The organism is Streptomyces griseiscabiei (assembly GCF_020010925.1).
Taxonomy (GTDB): Bacteria; Actinomycetota; Actinomycetes; order Streptomycetales; family Streptomycetaceae; genus Streptomyces; species Streptomyces griseiscabiei.
In genome coordinates, this window is sequence record NZ_JAGJBZ010000002.1 from 3,923,304 (window position 1) to 3,950,223 (window position 26,920).

At 69.4% G+C, this 26,920-nt stretch carries 26 protein-coding genes; 6 read left to right on the plus strand and 20 right to left on the minus strand.

Annotated features, from left to right (window positions below):
- Positions 1 to 398 precede the first annotated feature (398 nt).
- Entirely contained in the window at positions 399 to 602 is a 204-nt protein-coding gene (locus J8M51_RS46355; RefSeq protein ID WP_107473747.1) for a zinc-dependent metalloprotease, read from the minus strand.
- A 73-nt stretch (positions 603 to 675) separates the two neighbouring features.
- On the opposite strand from J8M51_RS46355, the gene J8M51_RS33855 reads away from it, so the two are divergent.
- Complete coding sequence (locus J8M51_RS33855) at positions 676 to 1,185, plus strand: hypothetical protein (protein ID WP_267299684.1); 510 nt, start codon at positions 676 to 678, stop codon at positions 1,183 to 1,185.
- A gap of 209 nt (positions 1,186 to 1,394) precedes the next feature.
- Here J8M51_RS33855 and J8M51_RS33860 read toward each other — a convergent pair whose 3' ends face one another.
- The 7 genes from J8M51_RS33860 to J8M51_RS33890 form a co-directional block, all read right to left on the minus strand.
- Positions 1,395 to 2,222 (minus strand): GntR family transcriptional regulator, encoded by an 828-nt coding sequence (locus tag J8M51_RS33860; RefSeq protein WP_086757270.1) that lies wholly within the window; start codon positions 2,220 to 2,222, stop codon positions 1,395 to 1,397.
- Positions 2,209 to 3,135: a zinc-dependent metalloprotease gene (locus J8M51_RS33865; protein WP_086757268.1), complete on the minus strand. Its 927-nt coding sequence runs from the start codon at positions 3,133 to 3,135 to the stop codon at positions 2,209 to 2,211. The genes J8M51_RS33860 and J8M51_RS33865 overlap by 14 nt, the downstream gene beginning before the upstream one ends.
- Positions 3,132 to 3,704: a GntR family transcriptional regulator gene (locus J8M51_RS33870; protein WP_179203177.1), complete on the minus strand. Its 573-nt coding sequence runs from the start codon at positions 3,702 to 3,704 to the stop codon at positions 3,132 to 3,134. The genes J8M51_RS33865 and J8M51_RS33870 overlap by 4 nt, the downstream gene beginning before the upstream one ends.
- The gene (locus tag J8M51_RS33875) at positions 3,697 to 5,121 is read right to left on the minus strand and encodes a glutamine synthetase family protein (RefSeq protein ID WP_086757264.1); all 1,425 of its coding nucleotides are present in this window, start codon (positions 5,119 to 5,121) and stop codon (positions 3,697 to 3,699) included. Before J8M51_RS33875 ends, J8M51_RS33870 begins: the two co-directional genes overlap by 8 nt.
- The gene (locus J8M51_RS33880) at positions 5,121 to 6,635 is read right to left on the minus strand and encodes an amino acid permease (RefSeq protein ID WP_256965103.1); all 1,515 of its coding nucleotides are present in this window, start codon (positions 6,633 to 6,635) and stop codon (positions 5,121 to 5,123) included. Before J8M51_RS33880 ends, J8M51_RS33875 begins: the two co-directional genes overlap by 1 nt.
- A gap of 96 nt (positions 6,636 to 6,731) precedes the next feature.
- Positions 6,732 to 7,742, minus strand: coding sequence for a hypothetical protein (locus tag J8M51_RS33885; protein ID WP_086757262.1), 1,011 nt, complete (start codon positions 7,740 to 7,742; stop codon positions 6,732 to 6,734).
- Between the two features lie 200 nt (positions 7,743 to 7,942).
- Entirely contained in the window at positions 7,943 to 8,824 is an 882-nt protein-coding gene (locus J8M51_RS33890) for an ATP-binding protein (protein WP_256965101.1), read from the minus strand.
- Between the two features lie 385 nt (positions 8,825 to 9,209).
- Between J8M51_RS33890 and J8M51_RS33895 the strand changes: the two genes are divergently transcribed.
- The 4 genes from J8M51_RS33895 (at position 9,210) to J8M51_RS33910 (ending at position 13,851) form a co-directional block, all read left to right on the plus strand.
- Entirely contained in the window at positions 9,210 to 10,691 is a 1,482-nt protein-coding gene (locus J8M51_RS33895) for a helix-turn-helix domain-containing protein (RefSeq protein WP_267299685.1), read from the plus strand.
- Positions 10,692 to 10,724: 33 nt separating this feature from the next.
- Positions 10,725 to 11,327, plus strand: a complete 603-nt coding sequence (locus J8M51_RS33900) for a 2'-5' RNA ligase family protein (RefSeq protein WP_179203179.1) — start codon at positions 10,725 to 10,727, stop codon at positions 11,325 to 11,327.
- A gap of 221 nt (positions 11,328 to 11,548) precedes the next feature.
- Positions 11,549 to 13,450 carry a DUF2637 domain-containing protein gene (locus tag J8M51_RS46485; protein WP_256965097.1) on the plus strand — a complete coding sequence of 634 codons (1,902 nt, stop codon included), beginning with the start codon at positions 11,549 to 11,551 and terminating at the stop codon, positions 13,448 to 13,450.
- Positions 13,451 to 13,491: 41 nt separating this feature from the next.
- Positions 13,492 to 13,851, plus strand: a complete 360-nt coding sequence (locus J8M51_RS33910) for a hypothetical protein (protein ID WP_086757256.1) — start codon at positions 13,492 to 13,494, stop codon at positions 13,849 to 13,851.
- 106 nt (positions 13,852 to 13,957) lie between these two features.
- Here the strand turns inward: J8M51_RS33910 and J8M51_RS33915 are convergent, their stop codons facing one another.
- Genes J8M51_RS33915 through J8M51_RS33970 form a run of 12 tightly spaced genes read right to left on the minus strand, consistent with a single transcriptional unit; the run spans position 13,958 to position 25,433 of the window.
- Positions 13,958 to 17,368 (minus strand): LysM peptidoglycan-binding domain-containing protein, encoded by a 3,411-nt coding sequence (locus J8M51_RS33915; protein WP_086757254.1) that lies wholly within the window; start codon positions 17,366 to 17,368, stop codon positions 13,958 to 13,960.
- Between the two features lie 4 nt (positions 17,369 to 17,372).
- Positions 17,373 to 17,759, minus strand: coding sequence for a pilus assembly protein TadG-related protein (locus J8M51_RS33920; protein WP_256965094.1), 387 nt, complete (start codon positions 17,757 to 17,759; stop codon positions 17,373 to 17,375).
- A 53-nt stretch (positions 17,760 to 17,812) separates the two neighbouring features.
- Positions 17,813 to 18,265, minus strand: coding sequence for a TadE/TadG family type IV pilus assembly protein (locus J8M51_RS33925; RefSeq protein ID WP_086757252.1), 453 nt, complete (start codon positions 18,263 to 18,265; stop codon positions 17,813 to 17,815).
- A complete protein-coding gene (locus J8M51_RS33930; protein WP_086757250.1) occupies positions 18,262 to 18,678 on the minus strand; it encodes a TadE family protein in 417 nt (138 codons plus the stop codon). Before J8M51_RS33930 ends, J8M51_RS33925 begins: the two co-directional genes overlap by 4 nt.
- A gap of 2 nt (positions 18,679 to 18,680) precedes the next feature.
- Positions 18,681 to 18,917, minus strand: coding sequence for a hypothetical protein (locus tag J8M51_RS33935; RefSeq protein ID WP_143673234.1), 237 nt, complete (start codon positions 18,915 to 18,917; stop codon positions 18,681 to 18,683).
- Positions 18,918 to 18,939: 22 nt separating this feature from the next.
- Complete coding sequence (locus J8M51_RS33940) at positions 18,940 to 19,839, minus strand: type II secretion system F family protein (protein ID WP_086757246.1); 900 nt, start codon at positions 19,837 to 19,839, stop codon at positions 18,940 to 18,942.
- The gene (locus J8M51_RS33945) at positions 19,836 to 20,759 is read right to left on the minus strand and encodes a type II secretion system F family protein (protein WP_086757244.1); all 924 of its coding nucleotides are present in this window, start codon (positions 20,757 to 20,759) and stop codon (positions 19,836 to 19,838) included. The genes J8M51_RS33940 and J8M51_RS33945 overlap by 4 nt, the downstream gene beginning before the upstream one ends.
- On the minus strand, positions 20,756 to 22,354 hold the full coding sequence (locus J8M51_RS33950) for a CpaF family protein (protein ID WP_086757242.1): 1,599 nt from the start codon (positions 22,352 to 22,354) through the stop codon (positions 20,756 to 20,758). Before J8M51_RS33950 ends, J8M51_RS33945 begins: the two co-directional genes overlap by 4 nt.
- Positions 22,347 to 23,249 (minus strand): hypothetical protein, encoded by a 903-nt coding sequence (locus J8M51_RS33955; RefSeq protein ID WP_086757240.1) that lies wholly within the window; start codon positions 23,247 to 23,249, stop codon positions 22,347 to 22,349. The genes J8M51_RS33950 and J8M51_RS33955 overlap by 8 nt, the downstream gene beginning before the upstream one ends.
- Positions 23,250 to 23,251: 2 nt before the next feature.
- The gene (locus tag J8M51_RS33960) at positions 23,252 to 23,959 is read right to left on the minus strand and encodes an SAF domain-containing protein (RefSeq protein WP_086757238.1); all 708 of its coding nucleotides are present in this window, start codon (positions 23,957 to 23,959) and stop codon (positions 23,252 to 23,254) included.
- Positions 23,960 to 23,991: 32 nt separating this feature from the next.
- Entirely contained in the window at positions 23,992 to 24,840 is an 849-nt protein-coding gene (locus J8M51_RS33965; RefSeq protein WP_256965090.1) for an ATP/GTP-binding protein, read from the minus strand.
- A complete protein-coding gene (locus J8M51_RS33970) occupies positions 24,834 to 25,433 on the minus strand; it encodes a hypothetical protein (RefSeq protein ID WP_267299686.1) in 600 nt (199 codons plus the stop codon). The genes J8M51_RS33965 and J8M51_RS33970 overlap by 7 nt, the downstream gene beginning before the upstream one ends.
- A gap of 318 nt (positions 25,434 to 25,751) precedes the next feature.
- On the opposite strand from J8M51_RS33970, the gene J8M51_RS33975 reads away from it, so the two are divergent.
- The coding region (locus tag J8M51_RS33975; protein WP_267299687.1) for a serine/threonine-protein kinase at positions 25,752 to 26,920 on the plus strand (1,169 nt) is incomplete at its 3' end.

Consider the following 26,920-nt stretch of genomic DNA (forward strand, 5'->3'; position numbering starts at 1 on the left):
TCTGCTGCAGTCGTACAAGGCGAGGCAGAGAACCTCGTCCGTGGTGGTCCAGGTGGCCCACACCGCCCCGCCGTCTGGGCGAGCGAGAGGACGGATGAGGCCCGCGTGTTGCTCGGGGCCGTGCTCCGCCAACTCGCAACTGACGGAGCCGCGCGGCATCCCTGGAACTTCAGGCCGGGTGGCAAGCGAATGGGCGCTTAATTCTGCAGTGACGGCGATGCGTGTGCCGCAGGTACGCCAAGGTGGTGCTGACACAGGGGTGGCCTCTCGTTCACGGTGCCGCAGTAACACACGAAGGTTGTGGGTGCGGTAGACCACGACCTTGATGCGGGGTCCCGTGACGAGGGCTTGGTCGAGCCGGAGCGGCATGTGCTCGTCGCCGGGGCCAGGAGCGGGGATCAGGTGCCGGCGTATCCCCGTTCGAGGCGGTGGACCCAGGCCTCGGGATCGGCGCTCTCGTCGTCGGTGGGCAGGAAGACTGTGTCCTTCCAGACCCTGTTGACCAGGTCGGTTCCGCCTGTGGCGACGGCGTGGGTGATGAGCAGGGTTCCTTGTTCGTAGGCTGCGCGGCTGGGTCCGCCGAGGCGGCGGATGCCGGGTATCGTGTTGTGGAGGCGGTAGCGCCAGGATTTCGGGGATTGCCGGTGGTCGGCGGGTGTGCCGAAGAGGCGGGTGGTGACGTGGTGGTCGGCCCAGGCGGCGTGTCCTTCGAGGACGGTCGGGACGCTGCGCGTCGGCCTGCAGGTGGTGGACGAGTTCGTGGGCGATGACCTGGTGGAGGGCCGGTTCGTCGGCCAGTGGTCCGCCGTGGTGGAGGGCCCGGGGGGTGATGATCGTCTCGTGTCGGCCGTCGGCGGCCTGGAAGGTGCTGGCGAGAACCAGGGGCCAGGTCAGGACGGGGATGACTCCCGTGATCTTGAGCCCGCCGCGGACGGCGTCGATCTCCTGGGTGGTCAGGTCCAGGTCGGCGATGTCGCGGGCCAGGGTGCGGTGCTGGTTGTTGCGGATCTCCTCCCGCCACGCGGTGGGCTTCAGCAGGCGGAAGCGGGCCTTGTGCGGGAGGGGGAGGCCGGTGGTCTCCTTCACCATGGGTGCGACCCGGTGGAGTATCCCGTCGATCTGCACGGCCAGGGCGGGATGGCGTCGGGTTTCGTCGAGCACGGTGAAGCGGGTCTCGGTCACTGATGTCCCTGTTCGAGAAGGATGGGGGTGGTCGGTCTGCTGGGTTTCGGTGGGCCTTCGTCCCCCGGGCCGCCGTCCGGTCCCGGGGAACGAAGGGGTTCTTGCTGTGCCCCGTCGCCGGGCTGGGGGAGGCGGTGTGCTCGGCGACGGGGCCCGGGGGCCCGTGCACGGCAGTGGAGTGTGAGGGGCTGCCGTGCACGGGGGTCGGGGCGTCACGCGGTGGCGAACTTGTGTCCGGGCTGGGCTGCGGCCGTGCCCGACACTGGTGGCGAAGGCTGACGGGGAATCCGTGCAGGGGGTGCGGGTCCTGATTCCGTGACGACGTAGCCCCCTTCGTTCCCGCGCCGTGAACGGAGCCGTCCCTGGGTCACGAGGGAGGCGAGGGCGTGATGGATCGTGCGGGAGGCGACACCGGCGAACTGTGGTGCGAGGGAGCCGGCGGTGATCCGGGTGCCTGGAGGGTAGGTGTGGTCGTCGATCCGTGCGAGGACGGTGTCCTGGACGTGCCGCCAGGAGCTGGTGCGGCCGGGGATGGTCGCGCGGGTTACTGGGCCGTGCTCTGGGCCGGGGGTGCGGTTCGGCGTGGGGTGTGGTGCCCCGGGGCCGGCGGCGAAGGTGCCGCTGCCGGTCACCGTGATGAGGAGTCCTTCGTCGAGGAGCGGCTTGCGGGCGAGGTCGAGGGTGCGGATGCACACGCCGAACTCGGCGGCCTGCGTCTCCTTGACGGGCAGTTGTGCGCCTGCGGGGTAGGTGCCGTCCGCCAGCCGGGCCCTGAGTGTCGCCGTGATGGCCGGTGCGGCTTCGACGGCCCTGGCCGGAACTGGTGCGTTGTGGCGGGCGACGAAGGTTCCCCCGCGGCCCCGGGAATACAGCGTTCCCTGACGCAGGAGGGGTCTGAGGGCGTTGCGGACCGTTTGTGTGGTCACCTGGAACTCGTCGGCCAGTTCGCTGCCGGTGGGCAGCGGTTGCCCGATGCGGTACTCGCCCGCCGCGATGCGTGCCAGGACGGCCTCTTTGATGGTGTCCTTAGGCCTGGGCACGGCTGAACCACCTCTCGGGAGCGGTGAGTTCCCCGGCCAGCGGGACGAGGTCGGGGGTGTGCCAGATCCTGTTGAAGGTGTCCACGCCGAGGGCTTCGACGGCTGCTTCCACGAAGCGGATGCCGTCGCGGTGCAGTGCCTGGCCGATGTCCTCCAACCCGCCGTTCCCGACCACCAGGGCCGGTGCCGGTGCCGGTGCCGGTGCCGGTGTCTCGGTCTCGGTCTCGGCCAAGCTTTGGGCGCCGTCGACCGCCCAGCGAGCGAGCCGGCGGATGAGGGCGTCCTGTCGGCGGTAGCGGAAGGACCGGCGCAGCGGGCCGTCCGCGGTGGGGGCCTGGTCACGCAGCCGGTGTGCGGTCTGCTGGGCGGCCCACTCGGCGTGGCCCTCCATCAGCTGCACCACGGCCCGTTCGGGGGTGTCGAGATCCCGGGGCAGGAACGGGATCGGTACGACCGTGCCGCGGCTGGTGGCCATCTGCACCTGGTGGACGCTCTCGTGCACGACCATCCGGTAGAGCGCGCCGGGGTGGTGGCGCAGTCCGGTGTGGTGCAGTGCGCGGGGCGCGATCAGGGTCTGCGGCTCGCCCGCCGGGTCGGTCACCGTGCGGGCGTTGCACATGATCCAGGAGACCGCCATCGACGCCCGGTACATGTGCTGAAGCTGCCGTGCTTCGGCCTTCTCCGGCTCGCTGGGCACCGACCGGGCGAAACTCCCGCTCACCTTGCGCTCGATGTAGGCGCTCGTCTCGGTGCGCCAGACCCGAGGGGACACCAGCCGGATGCGGATCACCTCCGGCGGGTTCATCCGCGTGATGGCCTTAACGGTGGGAAGGGCGGTGTGCAGGATCGTGCTGATCTCGTCGGCGAGCCGGGGTGCACGACCGGTCTCGTCCAGTACTTCGATGGTGCTCACGCGGGTATCTCCGACATGCCGGGGCGGGTGGTGTTGGGTGCGAGGACCGGGCCTGGTGCTGTCTGCTCGGTTCGGGGGGTGCGGGCGACGACAGCGCCGCGTCGGCGGCCGTTGACGTCGGTGCTGACCAGGCCTTCGGCCTTCAAGGGCTGCAGGGCCGAGCTGATCACGGAGCCTGAGACGCCGAACTCCGCGGCCAGCCGGTCCTGGGTGGGCAGTCGCCGGCCGACGCGGTAGGTGCCGTCCGCGATACGGGCCCGCAGAGTGCGCATGATGTGCTGCACGAGGGTTCCCTGAGGCGGATTCCAGCTCCGCCCCGCAATCCTGGGCCGCGTCCCGAGACGGATACGGGTCTCCACCAGGCCCTCGTCGGTCAGCCGCTGCATGGCCCGGCTGATGACCTTCAGCGGCACGTCGAAGCGATGTGCCAGGTCCTTGCGCTGGAGAATCTGGTCGGGGCCCCACACCCCGCTGCTGATCTCGCCGCGCAGAATGTCGGCGTACCTGACACTCGGGTCGTTGTCTGCCGTGGTCTTGACCGTGAGGGAAGACGCGATGGTGTCAGACACGGTCGAACCCCCGCAGGCGCTCGATGTCGGTGACGTGCCGCAGGTGGTGGTCGATCTCGTGGTGGGCGGCACGGGCGTAGTGGCGCACCACATGCTTGCCGAGAGCGTGTTCGGCGAAGGTGCTGCTGTCGAAGCTCATCAGGGCGTCGACGAGATCACGCGGCACAGGCCGTGCGGCGGTGTCCTCGTAGCCGTCGCCCGTGCACGGGTCGGGCAGGTCGGGGTGGGTGCTGAGGCCGTGGTGGGTCGCCGCGCACACGGCGGCCAGGGCGAGGTAGGGGTTGGCGTCGGCGCCCGGCAGCCGAACCTCCACGTGCCGGCCGGTGCCGTGGCCGGTGATCCGGAAAGCGGCCGTACGGTTGTCGCTGCCCCAGCCGAAGCGGGTGGGCGCGAACGAGTGCGGCGCGAACCGCTTGTAGGAGTTCGGGTACGGCGCGCACAGCGGCATCAGGTCCGGCATCCCGTCGACCAGACCGGACAGCGCCCGCGTCAGATGGTCGGGCTGGTCCTGCCCGGACCCGGGAGCGAAGAGACTGTGCTTGCCTTCCCACAGGGAGATGTGCAGGTGCAGTCCGCTGCCGACCCCGGTGTGCGGGGCGGCCATCCACGTCGCCGTCAGCCCCCGCCGCGCCGCGAGGACCCGGGTCGCGTGCCGGTAGACGGTGTAGGCGTCGCAGGCCGCCATCGCCTCCCCGTAGCGGAAGGCGATCTCGATCTGCCCTGGCGCGCCCTCGGTCTTCACCGATTCCGCCGGTGTTCCCGCGTCCCGCAGGATTTCCTCCAGGTGCCGGAGGAAGTCGGTGAGGGCCGGCGGGTGGTCCAGGGCGTAGTCCAGGTTGTGGGGCGAGAGCGGCCGTAGGCCCCCGAAGCCGTTGCGGAGCAGCTGCTGCGGGTCGTCCTCGTAGAGGAGGAACTCGCTCTCCAGACCCGTTTTCACGTCCACCCCGAGAGCCTTCAGGCGGGCGAGCTGGGCGCGCAGCATCTGGCGCGGCGCGACGTCCACGAACGCACCATCGGAGTGGACGGGGTCGCCGTGGACAAGGACGGTGCCCGGCTCGTGCGGCAGGCGCCGGAGCGTGTGCAGGTCGGGCCGCATACGCAGGTCGCCGTAGCCGCTCTCCCAGCCGGTGAGGTCGAAGCCGTCCACCGGGTCCATGCCGGTGTCGGTGGCCAGGATGTAGGCGCACATCTCCACCCCGGACACCAGCCGCTCCAGGAAGAACCGGGCGTCGAACCGTTTCCCCTTCAGCCGACCCGCCATGTCCGGGACCGCCACCAGCACCGTGGTGACCTCACCCCGGCCGACCGCCTCCCGTAAGGCGTCGACGACCCGCACCAGTCCATCGTGCTCCGGAAGGCTGGCCTCGGGAGGGCTGGACTCGGGGAGGGTGGATTGGGGAGGGTTCTGGCTGGTCATCAGAGCACCTCCTCGGCGATGGCGGCCTGCTGGGCGGCGCTGCCCAGCGGGGGCACGTTGTAGGTGCGCCGGCCCCGGGTGACCCACAGCAGCCACGCGATCAGCAGCCCCACCAGCAGGGTGATACCGGCGTAGTTGAACGACTGCACGGTGACCGGCGCGCTCTGCGGCAGGCACAGGACGACGGTGATGACGGCCGCGTAGACGACGGCAATCCAGCCGACCGGCTTGCGCCAGCGGCCCAGCGACCACGCCCCGGGCCTGACCCGGTCGCCCGCGCGCAGGGAGAGGTAGACGGGGATGCCGTAGGCGGGGATCATCCCGACCGCGTTGATCGCGGTGATCGCCCCGTAGGCGGCCGGAGACCACAACGCGGGCAGCGCCAGCACGAACGGCACGCCGACCGCCAGCCACACTGCGGGCACTGGGGTACGGGTACGGCTGCTGACCCGCTTCCACAATCCCGAGCCCGGCAGCGCCTTGTCCCGGGAGAACGCGTAGATCATCCGGGACGCCGCGGCGGTCTCGGCGTTGCCGCAGAACAGCATGGCCACGATCACCACCAGCAGCAGGGCCTTCGCCCCGCCGGCGCCGAGGACATCGAGGAAGATCTGAGCCGGTGGCACCCCGGTGGTCGAGTTCTGGGTGGCCTCGTAATCCTGGACTGACCACAGCAGGCCGGCCAGCAGCACGAACCCCGCGGCCCAGGAGAACAGGATCGCGTGGACGATGCCGCGCGGCGCGGATATCTGCGCCTGCCGGGTCTCCTCCGACAGGTGGGTGCTGGCGTCGTAGCCGCAGAAGGTGTAGCCCGCCAGGAGGCCGCCGATCAGGCACACATACAGACCGCTGGTGAAACCGGTGTCGTTGTGGAACTGGGTGAACACGAACGCGGCCGGCCGGTGTTCGGCCGGAGCGAGCGCGAGCGCGCCCACGATGACCGTGACCCCGCCCAGCTGCCACCACACGGAAATTCGGTTGAGCAGGTCCACCAGCCGGATCCCGCCCAGGTTGAGCAGACCGTGCACCAGCAGGATGCACCCGAAAACAGTCATGGTCGTGCCAGGGGTCGGCTCGATGCCCCACTGGAGGTTGGCGAACGCGCCGATGAACGTCGCAGCCCCGTAGTCGATCCCGGCGATCGCGCCCCACAGCCCCAGCAGGTTGAGCCAGCCCACACCGAAGGCCCAGCGTGGTCCGCCCAGGTGGTGGGCCATGAAGTACAGGCCGCCGGAGGTGGGGTAGCGGCTGGTGACGTCGGCCAGGGACAGGCCCAGCAGCAGCGTGAAGAACCCGATGATCACCCAGCCCCACACCATCACCGCAGGACCGCCGTGGCCCAGCCCGTAGCCGAACAGCGACATACAGCCGGCCAGCACACAGATCACCGCCGCGGAGATCGCGACATTCCCGAACGGACTCATACGCCGCGACAGCTCGTTGCTGTAGCCGAGCTGGCGCAGGAAGGCGTCGTCGTCCAGCCGCTGCCGCTTGGACGCTCGTCTCGAAGACACCGAAAGAAATCCTCTGATCGAAAAAGGGAGTTAAGGGATGAAGGGAAAGCCGACCCGCGAAGGAGCCGTCCCGGGCGGGTGGTGCGCGGCTGTGGCTCACCGGGCCCGGCCCTTCTGCTTCCATGCGTAGGCGCGGGCCCGCAGGAAGTCGTCCTGCCAGGTGTCGCGCCGGGAGCTTTCCTCCTGCAGCTGCTTCCACGGCGCGGCCGTCGCGTACGGGCCGATCGCCTCGAAGACCCGCCCGGCCCCCTGCTCCCCGCTCGCCGACAGCACATACGCCAGGTGATTGAGGTCGAGCAGCGAACACTCCGCCGACTGCACCACGTCGAACCACTCCCGCAGCGCCCGCTCGGCGTGATACCGCACAGGGCCCCTCGCCCAGAACCCGAACCTCGACACCACAGCACCGTCGGCGAGCTGGCGCCGGTAGGAATGGGTGAGGGCGTACAGCGGCAGCATCAGCCGCACCGAACCCGCCTTGGCCCGGGAGGCCTCCCACTGGGCGAACGAGAACCCGCCCGCACCGCGGGCATGGAAGTACTGCAGCATCCGCTGCAGCGCCTCACGGTTGTCCGGATCACGGCACAGGACTTCCCCCAGCTGCGGCCACGGCCCCCGCGGCAGCATCGACGACTCCGGCGGCTCACCGAACAGCTCCGGACGGTACCGATCAGGTACCTGCCACTCACAGGGCATCTGCGCGAGGGCCAGCAGACACACCTGCGGGACCGGGTCGTAAGGGTCCGCGCCCGGCATGGCCCGCCGGCACGCCTCCCGCGCCAGATCACAGACCCGGGCCTGCTGCCGCAGACCCACCCCCGCCCGGGCACTGAGCAACGCCCGCTGGGTCATCACCCTCGCCGCCATCACCAGCGCGTCCGCGCTGCCCGGCTCCTCCTCCCGCCACGCCCCGACCGCGCCACTGCGCACCGCGACCGTCGCCAGCACCTGACTCCGCGCCGTACGCAACTCCCAGTCCCGCCCCGTCTTCAGCAGCAGCTCCCGGGTGGAGAGCCACCGACCGACGTGCAAGTCCTCAAGAGCGCGCCGGAGCGCGTCGTCCCAGCCCGCCGGGTGATCGTTCAGGCCCGTGTCACCGGACGACATCGCCGCGCCCTCCAGCAGAACGTGAAACGGCGGGCCAGGAGAGGCTCTCGTGATCCGAGAGCGAGATGTGGGTGGACTGCATGAGGCCTCGATGGGGAGGGAGGGGAGACCACCGGGTGGCAGCCGGACTCAGACACTGGGGAGGTGGCGAGCGGCTGCGACCCGGTGGCCGCACAAGGGGGACGTGGTGCGACGGGACGTCAGGCGGAAGCTGTCACCGGCGGTCTGATCAAGGCCTGGACGACCTTGCCGCCCTCCACGGGGGCGTAAGTGATCTCAGCCCCCAGTCGGCGCGCGGTCCACAGGCCACGGGGCCGCTCGCCTTCAGCCGGCTCGCAGTTCACCGCCTCGTCGAACCCGGGAAAGTCACGACGCTCGTCCTGCACCTGGATGACGAGCGCACCGGCCGGGAGAACCGCCCAGTGCACGGCAACCACCGAATACCCAGGGCCCTCCGAGTAGGCAACGGCATTCGACACCAGCACGTGCACGATCGCCGCCGCAGCCTCGATGTTCACAGGGGCCGGCTGCTGACCGAGGTACATCCGGGTGTAGTTGCGGGCATTGCCGGCCGCGTGTTCGTTCACCCGGAACTGAGCGTGCCTCGTCCACACAGACTCGTCGTGCACGAGAGCAGGGATCGCGATGACCCCCTCCGGCTCCACACCACCGTCCCTGTTCAGGAAGGGCAGGGAGCACCACGTCGTCGTCCCGTCCGCGCTGACACCCCACCGGTCCGCGATCGACGCCACGAGAAAGAGACCGCGACCATCCACGGCCTCGACAGCAGCATCGCCCAGCACGGGAAACACGTGCGAGCCGTCCCGCACTTCGATCACCAGATGGGTAGCCGTGAGATACAGGCGCACCTCGACACTGCCACGCCCGTGCTCGAACGCGTTCGTGACCAGCTCGGTCGCCAGCAACTGCGCAGAGTCGACAAGACCGGGCAGACCCCAGCACGCCAACATGACCCGGACAGTCTGACGCACCTGCGACGGCACCAGCCTGTCCGCCACCGCGATGACACCAGCCCCCGAACCACCGGAACGGGCGAAGGACAAGACCGTCTCGGCGTACACCCGACAACGTGGGGGCACTTCAGGATCTGTCCGGGCAACGATCACAGGTGGATTCACGAGTGACCCCCCGGGGATGTGAGAACCATGGCCGCTGGACGCGTCAACGCTGCAGCGCTGAACTGGGCTTCCTGAGTCTGTCTCGTTGCCATCTGCGTCCTCGGCGGTGGGGGTTGCGGTGTCCCCCTACCGTTCCAAGTCGACCCGTTCGCGTCACGGGCGCTCGTGACCAACTTTTCTGGACACAGACCGCAGTGCTGACCAGTCTCTTCTCCTTTTTCTGGGCGGTTGTTGGGCTGCGAATCTCCCCGCGCCCGGATCACAGCCCGTCAGATGGGGTGTCGCGGCGGTTACGGTGAGACCACGACACGGGACTGGGAGCATGCCGATGAACGCCACTTCTAAACCTGGCTCCAAGGCTGCCCGGGATGCCCTCCGGCAGGACATGATCGCGACGGGGTGCACCTTCACGGACATCGTTATCGAGATGCGCACGCGTTTCCGGATGCGGCCCCGGGAAGCGTGGCGACAGGCACATGGCTGGACACTTCAAGAGGCAGCGGACCGAATCACTCAGGCCAGCACCAGACGCCCCGGCGAGTCCGTCGCCGCAGATGCATCTCTTGTCGGTAAATGGGAGAAATGGCCGCGCCCTTCCTCGCGCCGCCCCAGTCTCTCAGTACTGTTCGCCATGGCCGATGCATTTACCTGCCACGTTGAGGACCTGTTGGACCTGGACGACAGGCAGGCATTGCCCGAAGCAGATCTTCGGCTACTCGCACACCGTCAACCATCCGGTGAACCATCGCCCTTGCCGATGGTCGCATCGCCCATCGTCTGTACGTCCGAGCCGACTAGAACTGATCTGGTGCAACTCGCGGCTGACGAATCCGCAACGTGGGCTCAATGGGCCGAGGCTTCGAACGTCGGCGATATCGCGCTGGAACAACTCTTGGCCGAAACACGGGCACTCGCATCGGATTACCTCACTTCCGACCCGATCACGCTGTTCGGTCGCACGCGCGCACTGCGCGACCGCGTTTTCTCGCTGCTGGAAGGTCATCAGTACCCACGGCAGTCCAAGGACCTGTACGTCGCTGCCGGCTACCTGTGTGGGCTCCTGGCTTGGATGTCGTCCGACCTGGGCCAGCCACGCGACGCGGAGACGCAAGGACGGACGGCTTGGCTGTGCGCCGAGTTGGCTGGGCACAACGAGCTGCGTGCGTGGGTGCTGTCGACTCGTTCCAAAGTGGCGTTCTGGGATGGACGCCTTCGCGAGGCGATCAAGTTCGCACAGCATGGCGCGGCCTACCCCACTACGGGCACAGTCGCAGTACTGCTTGCCTGCCAGGAGGCTGACGCCTGGTCCGAGCTGGGTGCGCAAGAAGAGGCCTTGGCTTCACTCGCCCGCGCTGACGACGCCCGCGCGGCCATGGGCGGCGAAGACACCATCGGAGGCATCTTCGCCTGTCAGCCTGCTCGCCAGGAGAACTACGCGGCAGCTGTGCAGTTACGTCTCCACCGGCCTGCTGATGCCTTGCGCTCTGCGGACAATGCCCTTGCACTCCTGACCGTTCAGCCGGTGAGGGCCTACGGCACCGAAGCGCAGATCCACATCAGCCAGGCTGCATCACATCTCGCCAGCGGCGAGGCAGAGGGCGCCCTGGAAGCACTTGAGCCGGTTCTGGCGCTTCCACCCGACCACCGCCTGGCACCCGTCACTCACCGGCTCGGCGAACTGCGTTCCGACCTCTGTAGATCTCCAGCGGGTGGTTCTGCGGCCGTCGGGCTACGGCAAGCCATCGAAGAGTTCTGTGTGGACTCCGCGCCTCGGCATCTTGCACTCTCGCCAGGGAACAGCCGCACCTGATTGGATCCGTCTATGACGACTCGAACCGAGGGTATGCGGAACCACTGGTGGTGGCGGCCCGGCTGGAGCATAGGGCGCCGCTTCTATACCTGGCATCTCACATTCGATGGTCAAGCGGATGTACACCGACTCGCCGCCGAGTACCGTTCCGCACTCGCACCTTTCGGGACCGGTCTCACTCCCGTGCCTGACCGGTGGCTACACCTCACCATGCAAGGCATCGGCTTCGTCGGCGAGACCACGGAACAGGACGTCAACACCATCGTGGAGGTGGCCACCACAAGGCTGGCAGCCATTCCTGCGTTCGATCTCCGAATCGGGCCGGACGTCCTGGACCCGGAAGCAGTGCTCCTGCGTGTTCATCCTGACGGTCCGGTCCGGAACATCCGAAATGCCATCCGGGAAGCCATAGGAGAAGTTCTCGGCGAGATTCCTGAGAAGGCCGAAGGCTTCACCCCGCACGTCTCCGTGGCCTATAGCGCGGGGGCCGGTCCCGCAGAGCCGGTTGCCCATCTCCTGGACGGCATCGACCTTGCGCCAGCGCAGGCACGGATCTCCAGTGCGGAGCTGATAGTGATCCATCGGGACAACCGGATGTACGAGTGGGAATCTTTCGCGAGGGTGCCCCTCGGCTGAGGAACTCTGCCACAAGCAACCTCCGCCCAGTCCACTATCACTGCTGGCCAGAGGCTGGGTAGGGCTTGGATGCTTGAGGACATCGCAGACAGAAGGCCGCTGTGCGCCGGCCTCCTCACGGTACGCGAGAGCGAAAGACTGTTCACAGACGCTACAACCCGCCACACATCGTGGGAGTGTGAGAGCTGCTCATTAGTGAGACTCGAACAGGGGAGTGGTTCGTGAGCGCGGGGAAGGGCGACATACCCACGCTGACCCGGGTGCACCGGATCTTGATCGGTGTGGTGGTCTTCGGAGCGGTCGTGATCGCCGGGATCGGGTTCGCCGGGTCGTACGCGGCCGTCCGGGAATTGGCGGTGAGAAAAGGCTTCGGAAACTTCGCTTATGTCTTCCCCATCGGGATCGACGCGGGCATCTGTGTACTCCTCGCCCTGGACCTGCTGCTCACCTGGATCCGAATCCCCTTCCCCCTGCTCCGTCAGACAGCATGGCTGTTGACGGCAGCCACGATTGCCTTCAACGGCGCAGCGAGCTGGGGGGATCCGCTCGGCGTGGCAATGCACGCGGTGATACCGGTTCTGTTCGTGGTCGCCGTCGAGGCCGCGCGCCACGCGATCGGCCGGATCGCGGACATCACCGCCGACAAGCACATGGAGGGCGTCCGTCTCACCCGCTGGGTTCTGTCCCCGGTTCCCACCCTCCTGTTGTGGCGGCGGATGAAGCTGTGGGAGCTGCGCTCCTACGAGCAGGTCATCCGGCTCGAACAGGAGCGACTGGTCTACCAGACCAGCCTCCGCTCCCGGTTCGGACGGGGCTGGCGCCGCAAGGCCCCGGTCGAGGCGTTGATGCCGCTGCGCCTGGCCCGATACGGCGTCCCCCTCGCCGAGACGGCGCCCGCAGGCCTTGCTGCCGCCGGCATCGACGAGCTGCCGATCGAGTTCACGTTCACCGTCGAACGCGCGCCCGCTCCCGTTCAGTCGGAAGATCCCGCGCTCGAGGCGGCGGTGGACTCGGAAGAAAGGCCGGGCCAACTGCGCGTTGCGGCAGTCCAACCCGAGACGCTGGCCCCGCCTGCTGAGCCGGAGCTGTCACCCGAGGCAGAACCGACGGCCGGGGATGCGGCTGAGGGATTCGCCGAGGCCTACCAGGCCTGGCTCGCGAACTTCCAGACCGAGCCCACCGCCACCCAGTTCGCGGAATGGCTCCAGGCACACGGCATCACCACGGCGGCTGGCGGCCTGCTCACCGACGAACAGCTGCAGCCTCTGCTCCTGATCCTCAACCAGCGCTACGGTTCGTCGTCCGAACCCGCTGCCCAAGAGCCGCAGACGGACGATGACGTGTCCTGGCACCAGTACTTCTACGGCTCCTGGCTCATGTACGCGCAGGAGCACGGTGCCTACCCCGACGCGACTGCTCTTGCCGCGTACGTCTACGAGCGGGACAACATCACCGGTCCGGACGGGCGCCGCGTCACAGGTGAGGACCTGAAGGCTTTCGTCGATGCCTTCCTGCAGCGAGAGTTCGACGAAGCGGACCCGGCCGTCGGCCAGGAAGCCAACGACCCAGACGAGCACACCGACGACGAGCCCATCCCGAGTGAAGAGGAACCTGAGGCGGCGGCCGTCGGCGTGGGTGCGCAGCCTGCCAAGGAACCGCGCGGCCCGCGCGTGCATGCGCCCATCGACACCCCGCCGCCTGGTGAAGAGGAAGAGCCGGCCGTCGCGGCCGCTGAACTCACTACCGTCGACCGGTACTACCTGGCCTGGTCGGAGTTCCAGTTGCAGCACGGCGATGAACTGCGGTCCTCGTCCCAGGAAGCCGAGCAACTGTCCGTCTTCCTCGCGGAGAAGAAGGGCATGAGAGGACGCGGGGGAAAGCCGGTCAGCCCGTCGAACCTGCGCCGCTACCTCCTACCGTTCCGGATCTACAACATCTGGGCCGAGCAACGAGCACGCAGCGACAGTCCGTCGCTCGACTACATTGCCCAGGCGTGTGCAGCCCAGGGAGTCACTGCGCAGCACAATAAGCCCATCACCCCCGCCCACCTCGCCGAACAGGTCAAGGACTTCGAACGGCGCTGGATGGCTCTCACACCCCACCACGCACAAGCACCGTCGTGAGACTGCCGGCCACACCCCCACCCTCAAACCCGGGAGGACCCATGCGAGCCCTGCTCATCGACCCCGTCGACACCGTCTCCGAACTCGATCTCCCGGAGCCCGACGCACACTCCGGGATCCGCGACCGCGTCGGGGCGACCCGTGTGGTCGATCAGGGCCTATACCACCCGCAGGCCCTGCTGCACGTCCACGGCAATGGGCAGACGATCGGCCTCGACAGTAACCTCACCGCCTGGGCCCTGGCGAGCGCCTGGCGCGGCATGCCCTTGTACTCGTTCCACGGGCCCGTCGTCGTCACCGGCCGAGACCAGCACGGGGAGACGACCAGCGCGCTGGACGACGAACTCGCCGCGCGCGTGCACGCGGTTGCGCAGACCGTTAGGGAGACGCGGGAGGTCTGACAGACCCGGCCGCCGCCCGAGTCGAACGCAGCGGCCATGAGCGAAGTGCTGGCCTACGTCGCCCGAGACATTGCCGCCATCCGGGTAGCGCACACCGCGCCTGCGTCTACTGAGCCTTGTGCAGCCCCGGACCGGTCCCGTGGAGAAGATCGTTGATCAGCTGTTCCGTCTCCATCTCAAGATCGCAGTCCAGGGACCTATTGACCTGCTGAACCTGAGTGACCGCGGTGTGCAGGCCGGAGCGGTTCCCGGCCGCATGCTCGACGCGCATCCAGTCCCTGTAGAGAAGCTCGGCACTGATATCGACGTCAAGGCCGGTCGCGATGGCCTGCCGTGCCGCAGTGAGGTCGTGTTGCGGGCCCGACGGTGTGCGGTGTGTGGCCACCGTGTGGGCGACGTCAATGATCCTTGTGATCATCTCCTGTTGGTAGGGCCCAGCCCAGGACAGCGGCCTCGAACCGAACGGCCGTCCCCGCACCATCCCGAGGGCCTTCTCCAGATCTTTCAGACCCGCGGGTCCGTGGGGCAGGGCGCGCTCGGCGAGTTGGAGAAACCTCGTCCAGTCGCACCGCACAGCGGGGGAGAGGCGGTAGGGGTCATCGCCGGTACGCCGCCGCGGAACATACGCGTCGCCGGCCGGGTCGTTACCCAGGGCGCTGCGTAGGCCACGCAGCCGGGCATTGAGGGTGTTCGAACTCCATGGAGCGAGCGGGTCCATGTCGGAGCACAGCGCATCGGCGGAGCGGCCGGGCCGGAAAAAGAGCAGCGCGGCAAGCTGTGCGATCCGCGGGCCGTGCCCTGAGGCGGCCACACCGTCGACTTCGACCGGGCCCAGGACACGTATCTCCGGGGCATGCAGGTCGTGGGTCTCCGGCCCCTCTGCACCTCGGCCGTCCCCTGTCTCGGTGAGCTGAGCGCCCGGCTCCTGGGGCGCCTCGTCCTCTACCGGATCCTCGGCGAGCGCCTGGTCCCCAGCGGGCTCGTCCTGACCGGGAGGCGGCGCGGCGGGCAGGAGGCGGAGCGAGGCAGGGTCCGCGGACGCCGCCAACAGGGCAGGGAACACACCGCCGTCGCCGTCGCTGCCATGCGCCGTCACCGGCGTGATGGAGGCACTTCCGGCGGCGTAGGTACCAGCACCGGGACCCTGGCCATCGGCCGCCGCCCTGACCGGCGAGGGCTTTACCTCGGGCTCTGGCTCCTCCGGAACGTCCTCCCACGGACCCTCGGCTGGCATGGCAGGCTGCCCGGAGACGGCGAGCGCCGTGGCGATCTGCTGGAATGCCGCGCGCTCAAGGCGCTGAACCGTGATCTCAGTGCCGGCGTAGTCCAGTTGCTGCGGTTCGTCGAGGTCAGCGTTGAGGAGCTCGGCGTCAGGGAAGTGCGAGGCGACGCTTGCCGGTGCGATCAGCGTGACCGGAATCCGGGCCTTGTCGATGACCTCGGCGAACTGCCATGCCGTGTCCGGTCCGAGCGAGGCAGCACACAGCAGGAGGTAGGGATGCTGGTCGGTCTCCGGCATCTGGTGCACCTCCAGCAGACGCTCGGAGAGATCCCGCAGAGCGTGCAAGGCCTCCCGCATATGCATGATCCGAGAGGTCGGCAGGAGCCGGGGCAAGTCCTCACCGAAACCGATGACGACGACCTCGACCACGCCGCCCCACGGGCTCATCCCGATCTCCACCGCGAGCGACGTACAGACTTCGGCGACGCGCGTCGGGTCGCCGTCGAGGAGCAGCGTGGGCAACTGGGCCAAGTTCACCAGCAGGAGGTGACCGTCCGCAGTGCTGCCGACGGTCACCAGCCCCGGATAGGGTGCTGGCACCTCACGGGCGGCCTCATCGTTGAGCAGCTCGGAGTCTCCCGGAAGCACCCACCAACCGGCACGTCCTGCCGCGAACGGTGGCAGCGGCTCCAGCGTGAGGTCCTCGGGCAGCACCTCCAGCGTGCGGGCACCAATCCGAGCGGCCCGCAGCCCGGGCAATCCGGCTCCCTCCTCCAGCTGGTGGGCCATCGTCCGCAGGGCCACATCCAGACGGTCCGACCCTCCAGGCTCGGCGGCTGCCGCCAACTGCGCCTCGGCAGCGGAGGTTTCCGACGTGATCGCGATCGTCTCACCCGGCTTGCGACGACGGCGCTGCAGCATGCGGCGCGTGGCGAGCGCACCGGTGACGGCGGCCGCCAGCAGCGCACCTGCGCCCAGCACCATCCGCAGTTGCAGCACCTGACCCGAAGGCGACGCGGGCGCCTCGGACGACGGGGCCTCGGAGGCCGCAGTCGTGGGCGTGCTCGGTGCCGTGGGCTCACCCGATTCTGGGGCCGGCGACACGCTGCTGCCGGTCGACGGGCGAGTCGGCGCGGCTCCCTGGCCCTGGCTCGGCTGCTCGGCCGGACGGCTCGACTCGCTGGGAGCAGGAGTCTCCGCTCCCGAGGCAGCCGAACCACCAGGAGCCGCCGACTCGCCACCACCCGCGCCGGCCCCCGGCTCCTGCTCGTTGTCGTCCTGAGCCGGGGGAGTGGAGCGCTCATTCCCAGCTCCGCCCTCCCCGTCCTCGCGGGGCTGCTCGGCCTTGTCGGATGCGGTTCCGGGCACCGTGACCTGCTGCCCCGGGTAGATCACATCCGGATCTGTGATCCTCGGCAGGCCATCGGGCTGCGACGTTCCCTTGCTGGCCTCGAACAGCTGCGGCCACTTGCTGCCGTCGTGGAGCTCCGCAGCCGCGATCTCCGATAGGGAGTCGCCGGCCTCCACTGTGACCACGTCCTCGCCCCTGTCGGGAGCGTCGTGTGTGCTGGATACGAGCTGCGTTCGGGTGCTCGTATCGGCCGCCTCACTGCGTACGTCGGCGTGGCCGGGCATGCGAAGGGTCGTGCCCTGCGGCACCACCATGGCCGTGGTGGGCACTTCAGGGTTGAGACGCTGCAGTTCGGTGTAGCGAGTGCCGTCCCCCAGCAGCTGCTCGGCCAGTTCCCACCAGGTCGTGTCCTCCGCCCCCACGGTGCACTCACGAGAGCTCCCGGCCGTTGCCATCTTCTCCGCCGCAGCAGTCGGCGCCGGGCCGCCCGTCGCCTGACCGGTCGACGGAACGTGAGTTGCGGTGGCGGCGACCGCCGGGGCGGAGGCACTGGCCGCGGCCGCTGGCGAGGCCAGCACGATGCTGCCCAGCAGGAAACCGGCCAGACGCTGACCGGTCGCCATGCCCGGAAGCCGCGGCGTCGTACGCCGTGCCAGGACGGCGACGATCTCGATCAGGACGGGGACCACCAGCCACAGCCACGCGATCCACGCCGCCACGGTCATCGTGGCCAGCAGCCCCGAGCCATCGTCGTCCGGACTCAGCAGCACCTCGCGTGCCTTGTCCAGCGTCGGCACCGTCGCGGGCAGCGTGCCGACGGCGAGCAGCAGCGCGGGCACGCCAGCGACGAGCGCGGCCAGCGCGGCGAACGCGAACAGGCCGCGTGCGACCGTCCGTGGCCAGGAGCGGTCCCGGCGGCGTACGGGCGTGGGGGAGTGGGGCATGGGGTCAGCCTCCGGGCTGGTGAAGCAGTGTGGCGGTGCCGTGTCCCGTCACAGACATCTCACCGACGCCGATCAGGGACGCGAAGTAGGGGTGGTAGGCGTCGCGCACGGTCACCGTGAGGCTCTGCCCGTCCTCGGCGATGGCGACGTCGCCGTCGACGCCCTCGCTGTCGAGGAAGGCGCGGGCGGCGGCTTGGGCGGCGTCCGGGTCGACCACGATCGCCTCGCCGGTGATGGCCTGGCCCGGGTCGATCTGCTGGGCGCCGGCCCGCGCGGCCTCCTGCGCGACGTAGTCGGCGTCCGACATCCGGCCCAGGGCCAGCCCCCCATCGATGACCAGGCCGACGATGAGGAACGCGATCAGCACGATGCCCGCGTAGAACAGTTCCATGCCGCCCCGGTCCCGGCAGTCGGAAGGGATACGGAGGAGTCGACACCACATGGTCATGAGCCGCCCCGCGTCGCCCACGTGTCCACGACCGAGGTCTTGGTGCTGGTGAGCGTCTTGGACCCGGCGACGCCGGGCAGCGCGAGCTCGCTCAGCGGCGCCGTGCACGAGACGGTGGCCGTCACACTCGCGGCCTGGCCCACCGGCGCGGACAGCCCACTGGTGTCCAGCTCGACGCTGATCCCGGCGCAGTGGATGCCGGAGTTGGCCAGACTGGACTGCGCGGCCTGGCGGGCTTCAGCCTCGCCGGAGGACGGGTCGCTCGCCAGCGAGGCCGTACGCGCGGCATCCCGCGCGGCCGCGTCGGCGGCGCCCTCGGCCAGCGCCACCCGTCCGCAGGCGATCGTGAAGCCGATCAGCACCAGTGCCACCGGCACGAAGATCGCGAGGCTCAGGGCGGCACTGCCGCGGTCCCGCTCCAGTCGGCCGGGCCACAGTCGCCACCTCATGGGCGGAACCGCTCGACGGGGGCCTTCACGCTCTGGCGGACGTGCCCGCTCCACCCCGGGATCAGGTTGATCACGGTGCCTTCCACCGAGACGCTGACCGTCTCACCATCGTCGCTGACCCGTGCCGCCGCACCGTTCAGCGAGCTGCCCATCCGGGCCAGGAACTCATCGGCAGCTGCCTCTCCCGCACCTGGAGCGGCGTCGTAGGCCCGCTGCGCGTCCACGGCCTGCTGGGCAGCGTGCTGCGCCACCGACCGGCCGTGGAACCAGATGCCCCCTTGAATCAGGGTGAACACCATCAAGAACGCGAGCGGGACGACCATCGACATGTCCAGCGCGGTGGCCCCGCGGTCCTCCCGCCACCACCGCCTGCCGGCCAGGTGCCGCCACGGGCGTATGCGTGTCGCAGACATGATCAAAAGCCCAGGATCTGAGTGACTTTCTCGCCGACCGTGGTGTTGGCGGCTGCGTACACGACGCCGACCATCGTGCCCCCGGCGACCAGGATCAGACCCCACTCGGTGGCCGAGGCGCCATGGTCCTGCGCCTGCGCGCGGATCACAGCACCGTGTCGGCGCAGCGCGCCCAGCACGAGAGAGAAACGGCTTCGTACGGTGTGCATGAATTTCCTCCAGAAGTTCACGGCGCTCACTCGAACGCGCCGTGTGGGCAGGTCAGAACGACAGGATGCGGACAAGGGCCGGAGCCAGAAGGAAGACGGCCATCAGGAAGACGATCGCCAGCGACGGCACATGCATCTTCTCCGTGGCCACGTTCGCCTTCTCCTTGCGGTCCGACAGCAGACCCCGCCGCACGACCTCGGCCTGGGCCTCCAACTGGTCGTAGACGGCCGCCTGTTCCTCGCCCGCGAGAGACAAGCTGGCCGACAGGCGGGCGATGTCGGGCACGCCGAGCTCGGTGCCGAGCCCGCCGAGGGCGTCCCAGGGACTGACCCCGGCCAGGCGGGCGTGTTCGACGGTGTCCCGGATACGGACCGCGGCGCGTCCGTCTCCCGACTCGACGGCCCGGGCGAGGGCCTCGGCCGCGCCGGCGTCGGAGTTGCGGGCCAGAGCGACCCGCTCCAGGACCGACGCGAGGTAGTAGCGGTACTCAAGACGGGCGTCGGTGGCCTTCTCGCGGACATCCTCCAGGCACTTGAACACCATGAACAGAGCGACACCGAGCCCGGCGGCCACTGGGACGGCGAACGGCAGCTCCAGGCCGCCCAACCGCAGAAGGAAAATGATCCACTGCGGGATGAGGAACCCGCCCAGCGCGTACAGGGCGCAGCGGCCCAGCAGCGAGGCAGGCGCCATCTCCAGCAGGCTCAGGTCCCGGGCGGGCAGCCGGGTCACGAACGCGTCGGTCTCCATCAACCGGGCACCGACCCGGTCCGCCCACTGCGAGGGACCCTTCGCCGCCGTCGGGGCGGACGCGGTGCGCGGGGCGGGAGCGTGGGTACGGCGCAGTACCTGATCGAGCGGCGTCCGCTTGGGCAGCAGAATGCGCACCGCGAGCGTGCCGCCGAGCGCGGTCAGCCCGCCCAACAGCATTCCGGGGACGGACAGACTCATGCCGCCTCACTTTCTTTCTCCTGCTCCTTCGCGCGTTCCTCGGCGGTGAGCAGGGTGCGCGGCTCGTCCTCCATCACGGCCATCTTGCGCAGCCACAGCAGCGACGCGACGAACAGCAGGCCCAGTACCAGCAGTCCGAGCTGGCCGACTGGGGTCGCGAAGGGTTCGGAGTAGCTGCCGTTGACGAGGATCACCGCGACCACGCCGATCGCGAACAGGGACACCCTCCGTGCCTCGGAGCGCGCTTTCGCGCGCTCGGCGTCGATGTCCCGCAGATCGGCTGCCTGCCGCGCGACCAGGGAGGCCTGCGCGGACAGCGCGCGCGCCAGGCCGGGGCCGCGGCTGGTGACGTGGTCCATGAACAGCTGGGCGATGTCGTCGCCGATACGGCTGGCAAGGTCATCGGCAAGTCCCCGATAGGCCCATCGCGCGGGCATCCCGGAGCCCAGACGGTCGGCCAGCCGGCCCACCGGCCGCTCCAACAGCGCCGGAACCGTGTCCAGTTCCACGATCGTGGACTCCAGCGGCTTGCCGCCGGCCCGCACGCTGGCGAGCTGCTGCAGCCACTCCGCGATCACCTCCAGCCGGGCCACCTCGGTGCGGCCCGAACCACCCGGATACAGCACGAACGGCAGCCCGGCCACCGCCGCGAACGCGAGCAGCCCGTGCACCGGCCACCCGGTGACCGCCCACATCAGCACTCCCGCGCCGGCGGACCCGGCCAGCAGCAGCCGGTAGTTGTCCCGCCAGCCGGGCGGCAGTTCCTCGACCGCGCGCACCAGCCGGCCCCGCACCTGGCCGGGCCGCAAGCCCGGCATGGCCGGACGCCAACCGCGCAGTGCGGCGACGACCGCGGTGAGGCTCAGGGCCACCACCGCGCCGGCGAGCATGCCGAGGGCGGACAGATAGGACGCGGTCACGCGGCACCTCCCGCTCGACGCAGGGGCCGCCACTCCCCGTTCGGGTAGTCGACTAGCCAGCGCCGGTGGAACCCCTTGCGTTCCAGCTTGCGCAACCGGCGCTCGTTCATCGGCGTACGGGTGGGCATGGCCCGCGGCTCGACGGTGTCCTCGCGGGGCGCGAAGAGCTGCGACAACGCCACCCCGCCGCCTTCGCTGCGGCCGGCTGTCTCCCACACGTGCGAGACGAACCGGTGCACCTGGCCGCCCTGGTCGGTCTCGTCGATCGCGTCCACGTACACGATGAGGTCGACGGCGGCTGCGATGAGCCGGTAGGAGGCCTGATCGCTGAGCCCGGCGCGGGCCAGCGGCACCATCAGCCGGTCGATCACGGCCTCGGGGTCTTTGGCGTGCAGGGTGCACATCGAGCCCGCACCGCCTGCGATCATCGCCTCCAGCATGGCCACGGCCTCATCGCCGCGGACCTCTCCGACCATGACCCTCGTCGCCTTGTAGCGAAGGGAGACGGGCACCAGGTCGGCGAGCGTGACCCGCCCGATGGCGTCCCGCTCGCCGTTGCCCTCCCGCGTACGGAAGGCCAGCACGTGTGCGTGACGGTCCGGGTCGTCGTGGTTCAGCCTCAGCTCCGGCTCGCTCTCCAGCGTCGCCAGCCGTTCATGAGCGGGCACTTCGCGGCCCAGGGCCCGCATCAACGTGGTCTTACCCGTGGCCATGTCGCCCGCGATGATGATGGACAGGCCCGCCTTCACCGCCGCCGACAGGAACGAGGCGACGATCGTGTCGACGGCTCCCCACTTCTCCAGGTCGGCGAGGGTGGCAGCTTCGGCCACGTGCCGGCGGACCGCGATCGTCACGTCGTCGGTCAGCAGCGTCGCGGCCACACGGGAGCCGTCCGGCAGATCGAACTCGACCTTGCCGGTGGCGTACGACAGCAGCCGCTCTCCATGCCCGGATGCCGCGGCCATCTGATTGACCCACTCGACGGCCTGTGACCTGCTGGCGAATGGGGAGCGGACCCGTTCGCGCGGCCTGCCGTGGGAGTCGATGTACATCCACTCGCCGTCGACTAGGACGTCCTCGACGCCCGGCCGGTCAAGGACCCGCTGCAGCGCACCCGCCAGGAAGATCAGGTTGAAGACCTCGGTGCGGACCCGCTCCAGTTCCTCGCCCGACAGCGGCGGGTTGTTCAGCGACCACGCCTGCGCCCACTCCGCGACCCGGGAGCGCACTCGGGCGCGGACGGCCTCTTCCAGGTCTTTATCGCCGAGCGGCGCACCGGCCTGGCGCCGGTCCTTCTTGATCCGGTCGACGTCGTCGGCGACCAGTTGCCGCAGCTTCGTTATCTCCCCCCAGGGCACGGGAAGCGCCCCGGGCAGGACCGTCGCCGTGGCGATGTCGGAAGGTCCGGCCCCCGGCGGGACCAAGGGAGCAGGTTCCACTGCTACGGGAGCCGACGCCGGCGCGAGGCCCGGAAGGGCGGCGGGAGGTGCGGGGCGTGCGGACGGGTGAGTCGCGGCGTGCTCGGACAGCAGGCCTCCCAACCGGGTGGCCACGTTCTGTCCGTTGGTGCCGTTCTGGCCGCGCCAGTCAGCCATGGCGGACCCCCCGCTGTGCGAGCTGCTGGACGATCCGCTCGACCGCCGGGGTGGCCGCCTGGACCTGCCGCATCTGCAGGTGCAGACGTCGCCGGTCGGCGTGTTCACGCAGCGGACCCATGATGTCCCGCGCGGCGCGCATCAGCCGGGAGCGGGTCACCCCGCGCGGCATCCGTCCGCCGGTGCGCAGGTAGGCGGCAGCTGTCTCGTCCCATGGCAGGGTGGCAAGCACCGCTGTCTCCAGGCCCCGGGCGACGTCGGCGGGCCGGTAGCCCTCGCCGAGGACGAGAAGCCCCAGGGCCCGGGCACCGGCTCCCTGCGAGGCGAGATCGTCCTGCAGCGCGCGCACCATCGGGTAGGCGAGCGCCTGGGATTCCTCGGTCATGCGGACCACCAGCAGCACCAGGTCGGCCTCGCGCAGCACGGGCGCGGGGGAGAGCACCGGGTGGAGGCGGCCGCCATCGAGCACCATGCGCCCGCCGTCGACCAGGACGTCCCAGCCCAGTTGCTGGTCCGTCAGCTGCAGCACGTTCAGCAGCGTCGGCCAGGTCGACGTCAGGGAGGCGGCCTGCCTCGGATCGATTAGCCCCGGCAGCGCGACCCGGTAGTCGCTGTCGTCGAGCGGCCACAGGTGCTGGGCGACCTGTGGGGTGAAGCCCTGCTCGGCGCTGGCGCGTTCCCAGTCGGCCTGCGGCAACCGGTGCAGCCCGGTGTTCCCGTCCAGGCGTTCGTGGTGTTCACCGCGAGGAACGTCGCGCAACAGGCCGTGGCGCATCGTTCCGCCGGCCATGTCGAGCTCGGCGAGCAGCACCGGCCTGCGGCTGGCCAGGGCCAGGGCCGCCGCCGAGGTGGTGACTCCGTCCGACTTCGCGGACACCAAAGCGATCAGAGCCACGGTCAGCTCCCGCTCTGGCGGGGCTGCCGTATCAGGGCGATCTGCTTGGCCGCCGCCTTCGCCGCCAGCAGGGGGCCGTCCGCGGGCGCCACCACCAGGTTCACGACCAGGGCGCCAGTCGAGTCCGGGGTGCCGACCGACTTCACGGTCGCCGCGATCGTGTCCGGAGTTTCGCTTTCGCTGGACCCGGATCCCGCGGATCCCGTGTCCGTTACCTGGGCGGGAAGGACGACGGCGGCCACCTTGTCGCCCGGCCGCAGTTCGTCGCGCGGCACGAAGCCCCGCTTGAGTTCGACCCCGACCACCTGCTCGGTGTCCCCCAGCCCGCCGCGCGCACTCAGCTGCGAGCGTGTGAGCAGATCGCCGGGGTGCAGGTCAACTGCCGCGCGCTGGCCCACGATCGAGGCACGGTCGGCGGCGGGAATCGGGGACAGGCCGGGATCCTCGGCGAACGACACGACCTTCACATCCTGTGCGGTGACCTGCTGGCCGACCGGGACATCCCGCGCGACGGCAAGGACATCGGTGCGGTCACCGGCTCGCGCCACGACGACGGCTCCGCCGAGCGCGCCGATCAGCGTGACGAGGACCAGCAGAACGGGTACCGACCACGTACGGCCTGATCGTTTCTTCGTGCCGGTGCTGACGGGCAGGTCGGGCTGCCGAGTTGCGTCGCGGCGCGGCGCAAAGGAGGTCTTTGTGCTGTCCATCGGCCTGAAGGCCCTTCGATCTCGTGCGACGTTTAGGAGTTGACTGCCTGCGACTCGACGATGGTCACGGTCACCGACGAGTTGCGGACCTCGGTCAGCTGGCCGTTGGCCCCGCCGCCGTTCCAGTCGATGACCCAGGTCGAGGTCGCGGTCACCTTGTACGTGCCGCCTGAGGTGTCGGTCGACGGCTGGTTGTACACATGACCGCAGTCCGGCGACTTCTTCAGCCCGTACGACTTCTGGTAGGCGGTGCCCGGCGTTGTGCAGGTCACCGAGGAGCCGTCGCCCATCGACCACACGACCTTTGCCACCTTCGCCGTCGCGGTCACGGTGATCCCGCCGGCTGTAGCGCTTGCTGTGTTCGGACCCCAGGTCGTCTGAGACTGGTCCACGGCCATCCATACCGGCATTCCCACCAGTCCCTTGCCACCGGGCTTGGGGTTGATGTCGATGTCGGGACCCAGCAGCGTCATGGAGTCGACGGCCTGCTGCGCCAACTGCTGTGGATTCGCCTGCTGCTGAGGCTGCTGGCCTGCGGGGACGACGACGAATCCGTCCGGGTTGTCGAGGGAGCCGTCAGAGCACCCGTAGAAGTACAGGTCGCTCTTCTTCGGGTCCGCGCCCTTCCAAATTTCCTTCGCATTGGCCGGTGGCTCCGGGTCGATCTTGGTGTACTTGCACTTCAGCTTGCTGTCGCCGCTGCTGTCCTGCGAGCCGGCCTGTTGGTCTTCCCCGCCGGTCTTGCCGGGCACGCTGACATCGACACAGAACTTGACGACCTGGCACTTGCCCGCACCGACATCCGGGTCGTCGGCCTGGGCGGTGCCCGCGACGGCCAGGCCGAGAGCGGCACCGAGCAGCGCGGAGCGCCATATCAGCAAGTCTGCTTTTGAGCGGTCAACTCGGTGACCATCCACTTCGTCCCCCACTTCTCGAGCTTTGCGATGCTGACGTACTTGATGAGCCGCGTTGACGGCAGCGGAACCTTCTTCTTCGTGGCCTCGTCGATCAGCGTCCAGTTCGTCGTGTCGACGCAGTCCGTGAGGGTGGCCTTGGGAATCTCCCCGTCGGTCACCGTGGGGTCCTTGGGGTGGATCACCGGCTTCCCGGTCGTCACCTGCCCGGCCTCCCGCATGGTGTCCAGGTCCTGCTCAATGAGCCCCAGGGCCCGCAGCGTGGTGGTCTTCCTCAAGTCGGTGCCTTCGGAGGACGCCTTGGCGTAGGCCTCGATCTGGGCCTGCCAGGACTGGGTGTAGACGGCGAGGACTGCGGCCTGCTCCGGATCAAGCGTGGAACTGGGGGAGGCGGAGGCCCTCGCGCTAGGACTCTTGCTGGACTCGGAGGGCGACGCATCTGATTCGTTGTCGCTGCAACCGGCCAGTGCCAGCAGGCTTCCCGCGAGGAGCACGGCGGTTGCGTGCTTCCGGATGCGAACAGCGGTGAGTCCCGCAGGGCGGCGTTGTGCTCGTGTCACGTGGTCTCCCCGTACGACGCGGTGCGGCAGACCGCTGCCCCAGATGCCATGTACGGCAGTCCACAGCCGCGGCCTGATCCAAGCTGCGGTTATGCGTTTGCGTAGTCGCAAGGCTACGCATATGCCAGTCAAATTCCCAGTACGATATTCGAGTTCATGTGCCCATCTCGGGACGTAGTCGGTCACTTCCAAAGCTGAGTATCGACTTGTCTCTCTATCTCTTTGCTCGTTACGTGTGCTAATAGCCCTACTCCGGCGGGTATGTTGAAAAGGCCGCCATACGCGGCCACAGACACACGCCCACAAGGAGTGCCTGCGGTGAGCACGGGAGACCCCGAACGGTTCGGGCCCTTCCTCGTCCTGGAGCGCCTCGGCGCCGGCGGCATGGGCACCGTCTACCTCGCCCAGTCGCCCGGCGGCCGTCGCGTCGCGGTCAAGACCGTCCATGCCGACCGGGCCTCCGACCCCGGGGTACGGGAACGCTTCCGCCGCGAGATCGACTCCGCCCGCCGCATCAGCGGCTTCTGGACCGCGCCCGTCGTCGACGCCGACCCGGATGCCGCCAGCCCATGGGTCGCTACCGCCTACCTCGACGCCCCCGACCTCGGCGAGTGCGTCCGACACAACGGACCCCTGCCTGCCACCGACCTGCTGGTGCTCGCGGCCGGCCTGGCCGAAGCGCTGGCAGCCATCCACGATGCAGGCATCACTCACCGCGACCTCAAACCGGCGAACATCCTGATCACCGAAGACGGGCCCCGCATCATCGACTTTGGGATCGCCCGCACGGACACCGCCGCCACCCTCACCACCGTCGGCGGCATCCTCGGCACCCCCGCCTACATGTCGCCCGAACAGGCCAACGGCGCGACCACCGGCCCGGCCAGCGACGTCTTCTCGCTCGGGGCCGTGCTCTACTACGCCGCTACCGGCATCGGCCCGTTCGGACACGGCACCGTACCCGCGCTGCTGCACAGGGTGGTGCACCACGAGCCGGACCTCACCGCGATCCCGGACACCCTGCGACCCGCTCTCACGGCCTGCCTGCAAAAGGAGTCCGTACGACGCCCGACCGTCGAGGCCCTGCTGGCGCTGCTGACCAACCCGCCGGCCCCCGTTGCCGGCGGACGGCGTCGAGCACCCGAGCCCGCACCAGCGGCCAGCACCCCCGCGTGGTGGGAGCAGCCCAACCCGACCGTGCGCTACACCGTGCCCCTGCCCCCGCAACAGCCCCCGCACGACAACGCGCCCGCGCCCCACGGCGGCTGGCGGTCGGCCAAGGCGACCGAGCCCGAACCGGTCGGCCCCGCCTTCGCGACCGGTGCCCAAGCCGTCATGGAGTACCGGGCCGAGCACCAGGCGGAACGCGGCCGCGCGCCCGGGCCCCGCGTCGACACCGTGGAGGCCGGCGACGTTGTCGAGCACGACCGCTTCGGCATCGGAACCGTGATTGAAGTCGAGGGCGAAGGGCTCCAGGCAGTCGCCCG

What these genes read in the sequence shown, in the direction of transcription:
- J8M51_RS33875 (WP_086757264.1), bottom strand. Translation starts at nt 5,121, where the DNA reads ATGACCAGCCAGAACCCTCCCCAATCCACCCTCCCCGAGTCCAGCCCT.
- J8M51_RS33940 (WP_086757246.1), bottom strand. Translation starts at nt 19,839, where the DNA reads ATGAGTCTGTCCGTCCCCGGAATGCTGTTGGGCGGGCTGACCGCGCTC.
- J8M51_RS33915 (WP_086757254.1), bottom strand. Translation starts at nt 17,368, where the DNA reads ATGCCCCACTCCCCCACGCCCGTACGCCGCCGGGACCGCTCCTGGCCA.
- J8M51_RS33900 (WP_179203179.1), top strand. Translation starts at nt 10,725, where the DNA reads ATGCGGAACCACTGGTGGTGGCGGCCCGGCTGGAGCATAGGGCGCCGC.
- J8M51_RS33960 (WP_086757238.1), bottom strand. Translation starts at nt 23,959, where the DNA reads ATGGACAGCACAAAGACCTCCTTTGCGCCGCGCCGCGACGCAACTCGG.
- J8M51_RS33920 (WP_256965094.1), bottom strand. Translation starts at nt 17,759, where the DNA reads ATGGAACTGTTCTACGCGGGCATCGTGCTGATCGCGTTCCTCATCGTC.
- J8M51_RS33930 (WP_086757250.1), bottom strand. Translation starts at nt 18,678, where the DNA reads ATGTCTGCGACACGCATACGCCCGTGGCGGCACCTGGCCGGCAGGCGG.
- J8M51_RS33925 (WP_086757252.1), bottom strand. Translation starts at nt 18,265, where the DNA reads ATGAGGTGGCGACTGTGGCCCGGCCGACTGGAGCGGGACCGCGGCAGT.
- J8M51_RS33950 (WP_086757242.1), bottom strand. Translation starts at nt 22,354, where the DNA reads ATGGCTGACTGGCGCGGCCAGAACGGCACCAACGGACAGAACGTGGCC.
- J8M51_RS33895 (WP_267299685.1), top strand. Translation starts at nt 9,210, where the DNA reads ATGAACGCCACTTCTAAACCTGGCTCCAAGGCTGCCCGGGATGCCCTC.
- J8M51_RS33910 (WP_086757256.1), top strand. Translation starts at nt 13,492, where the DNA reads ATGCGAGCCCTGCTCATCGACCCCGTCGACACCGTCTCCGAACTCGAT.
- J8M51_RS33885 (WP_086757262.1), bottom strand. Translation starts at nt 7,742, where the DNA reads ATGTCGTCCGGTGACACGGGCCTGAACGATCACCCGGCGGGCTGGGAC.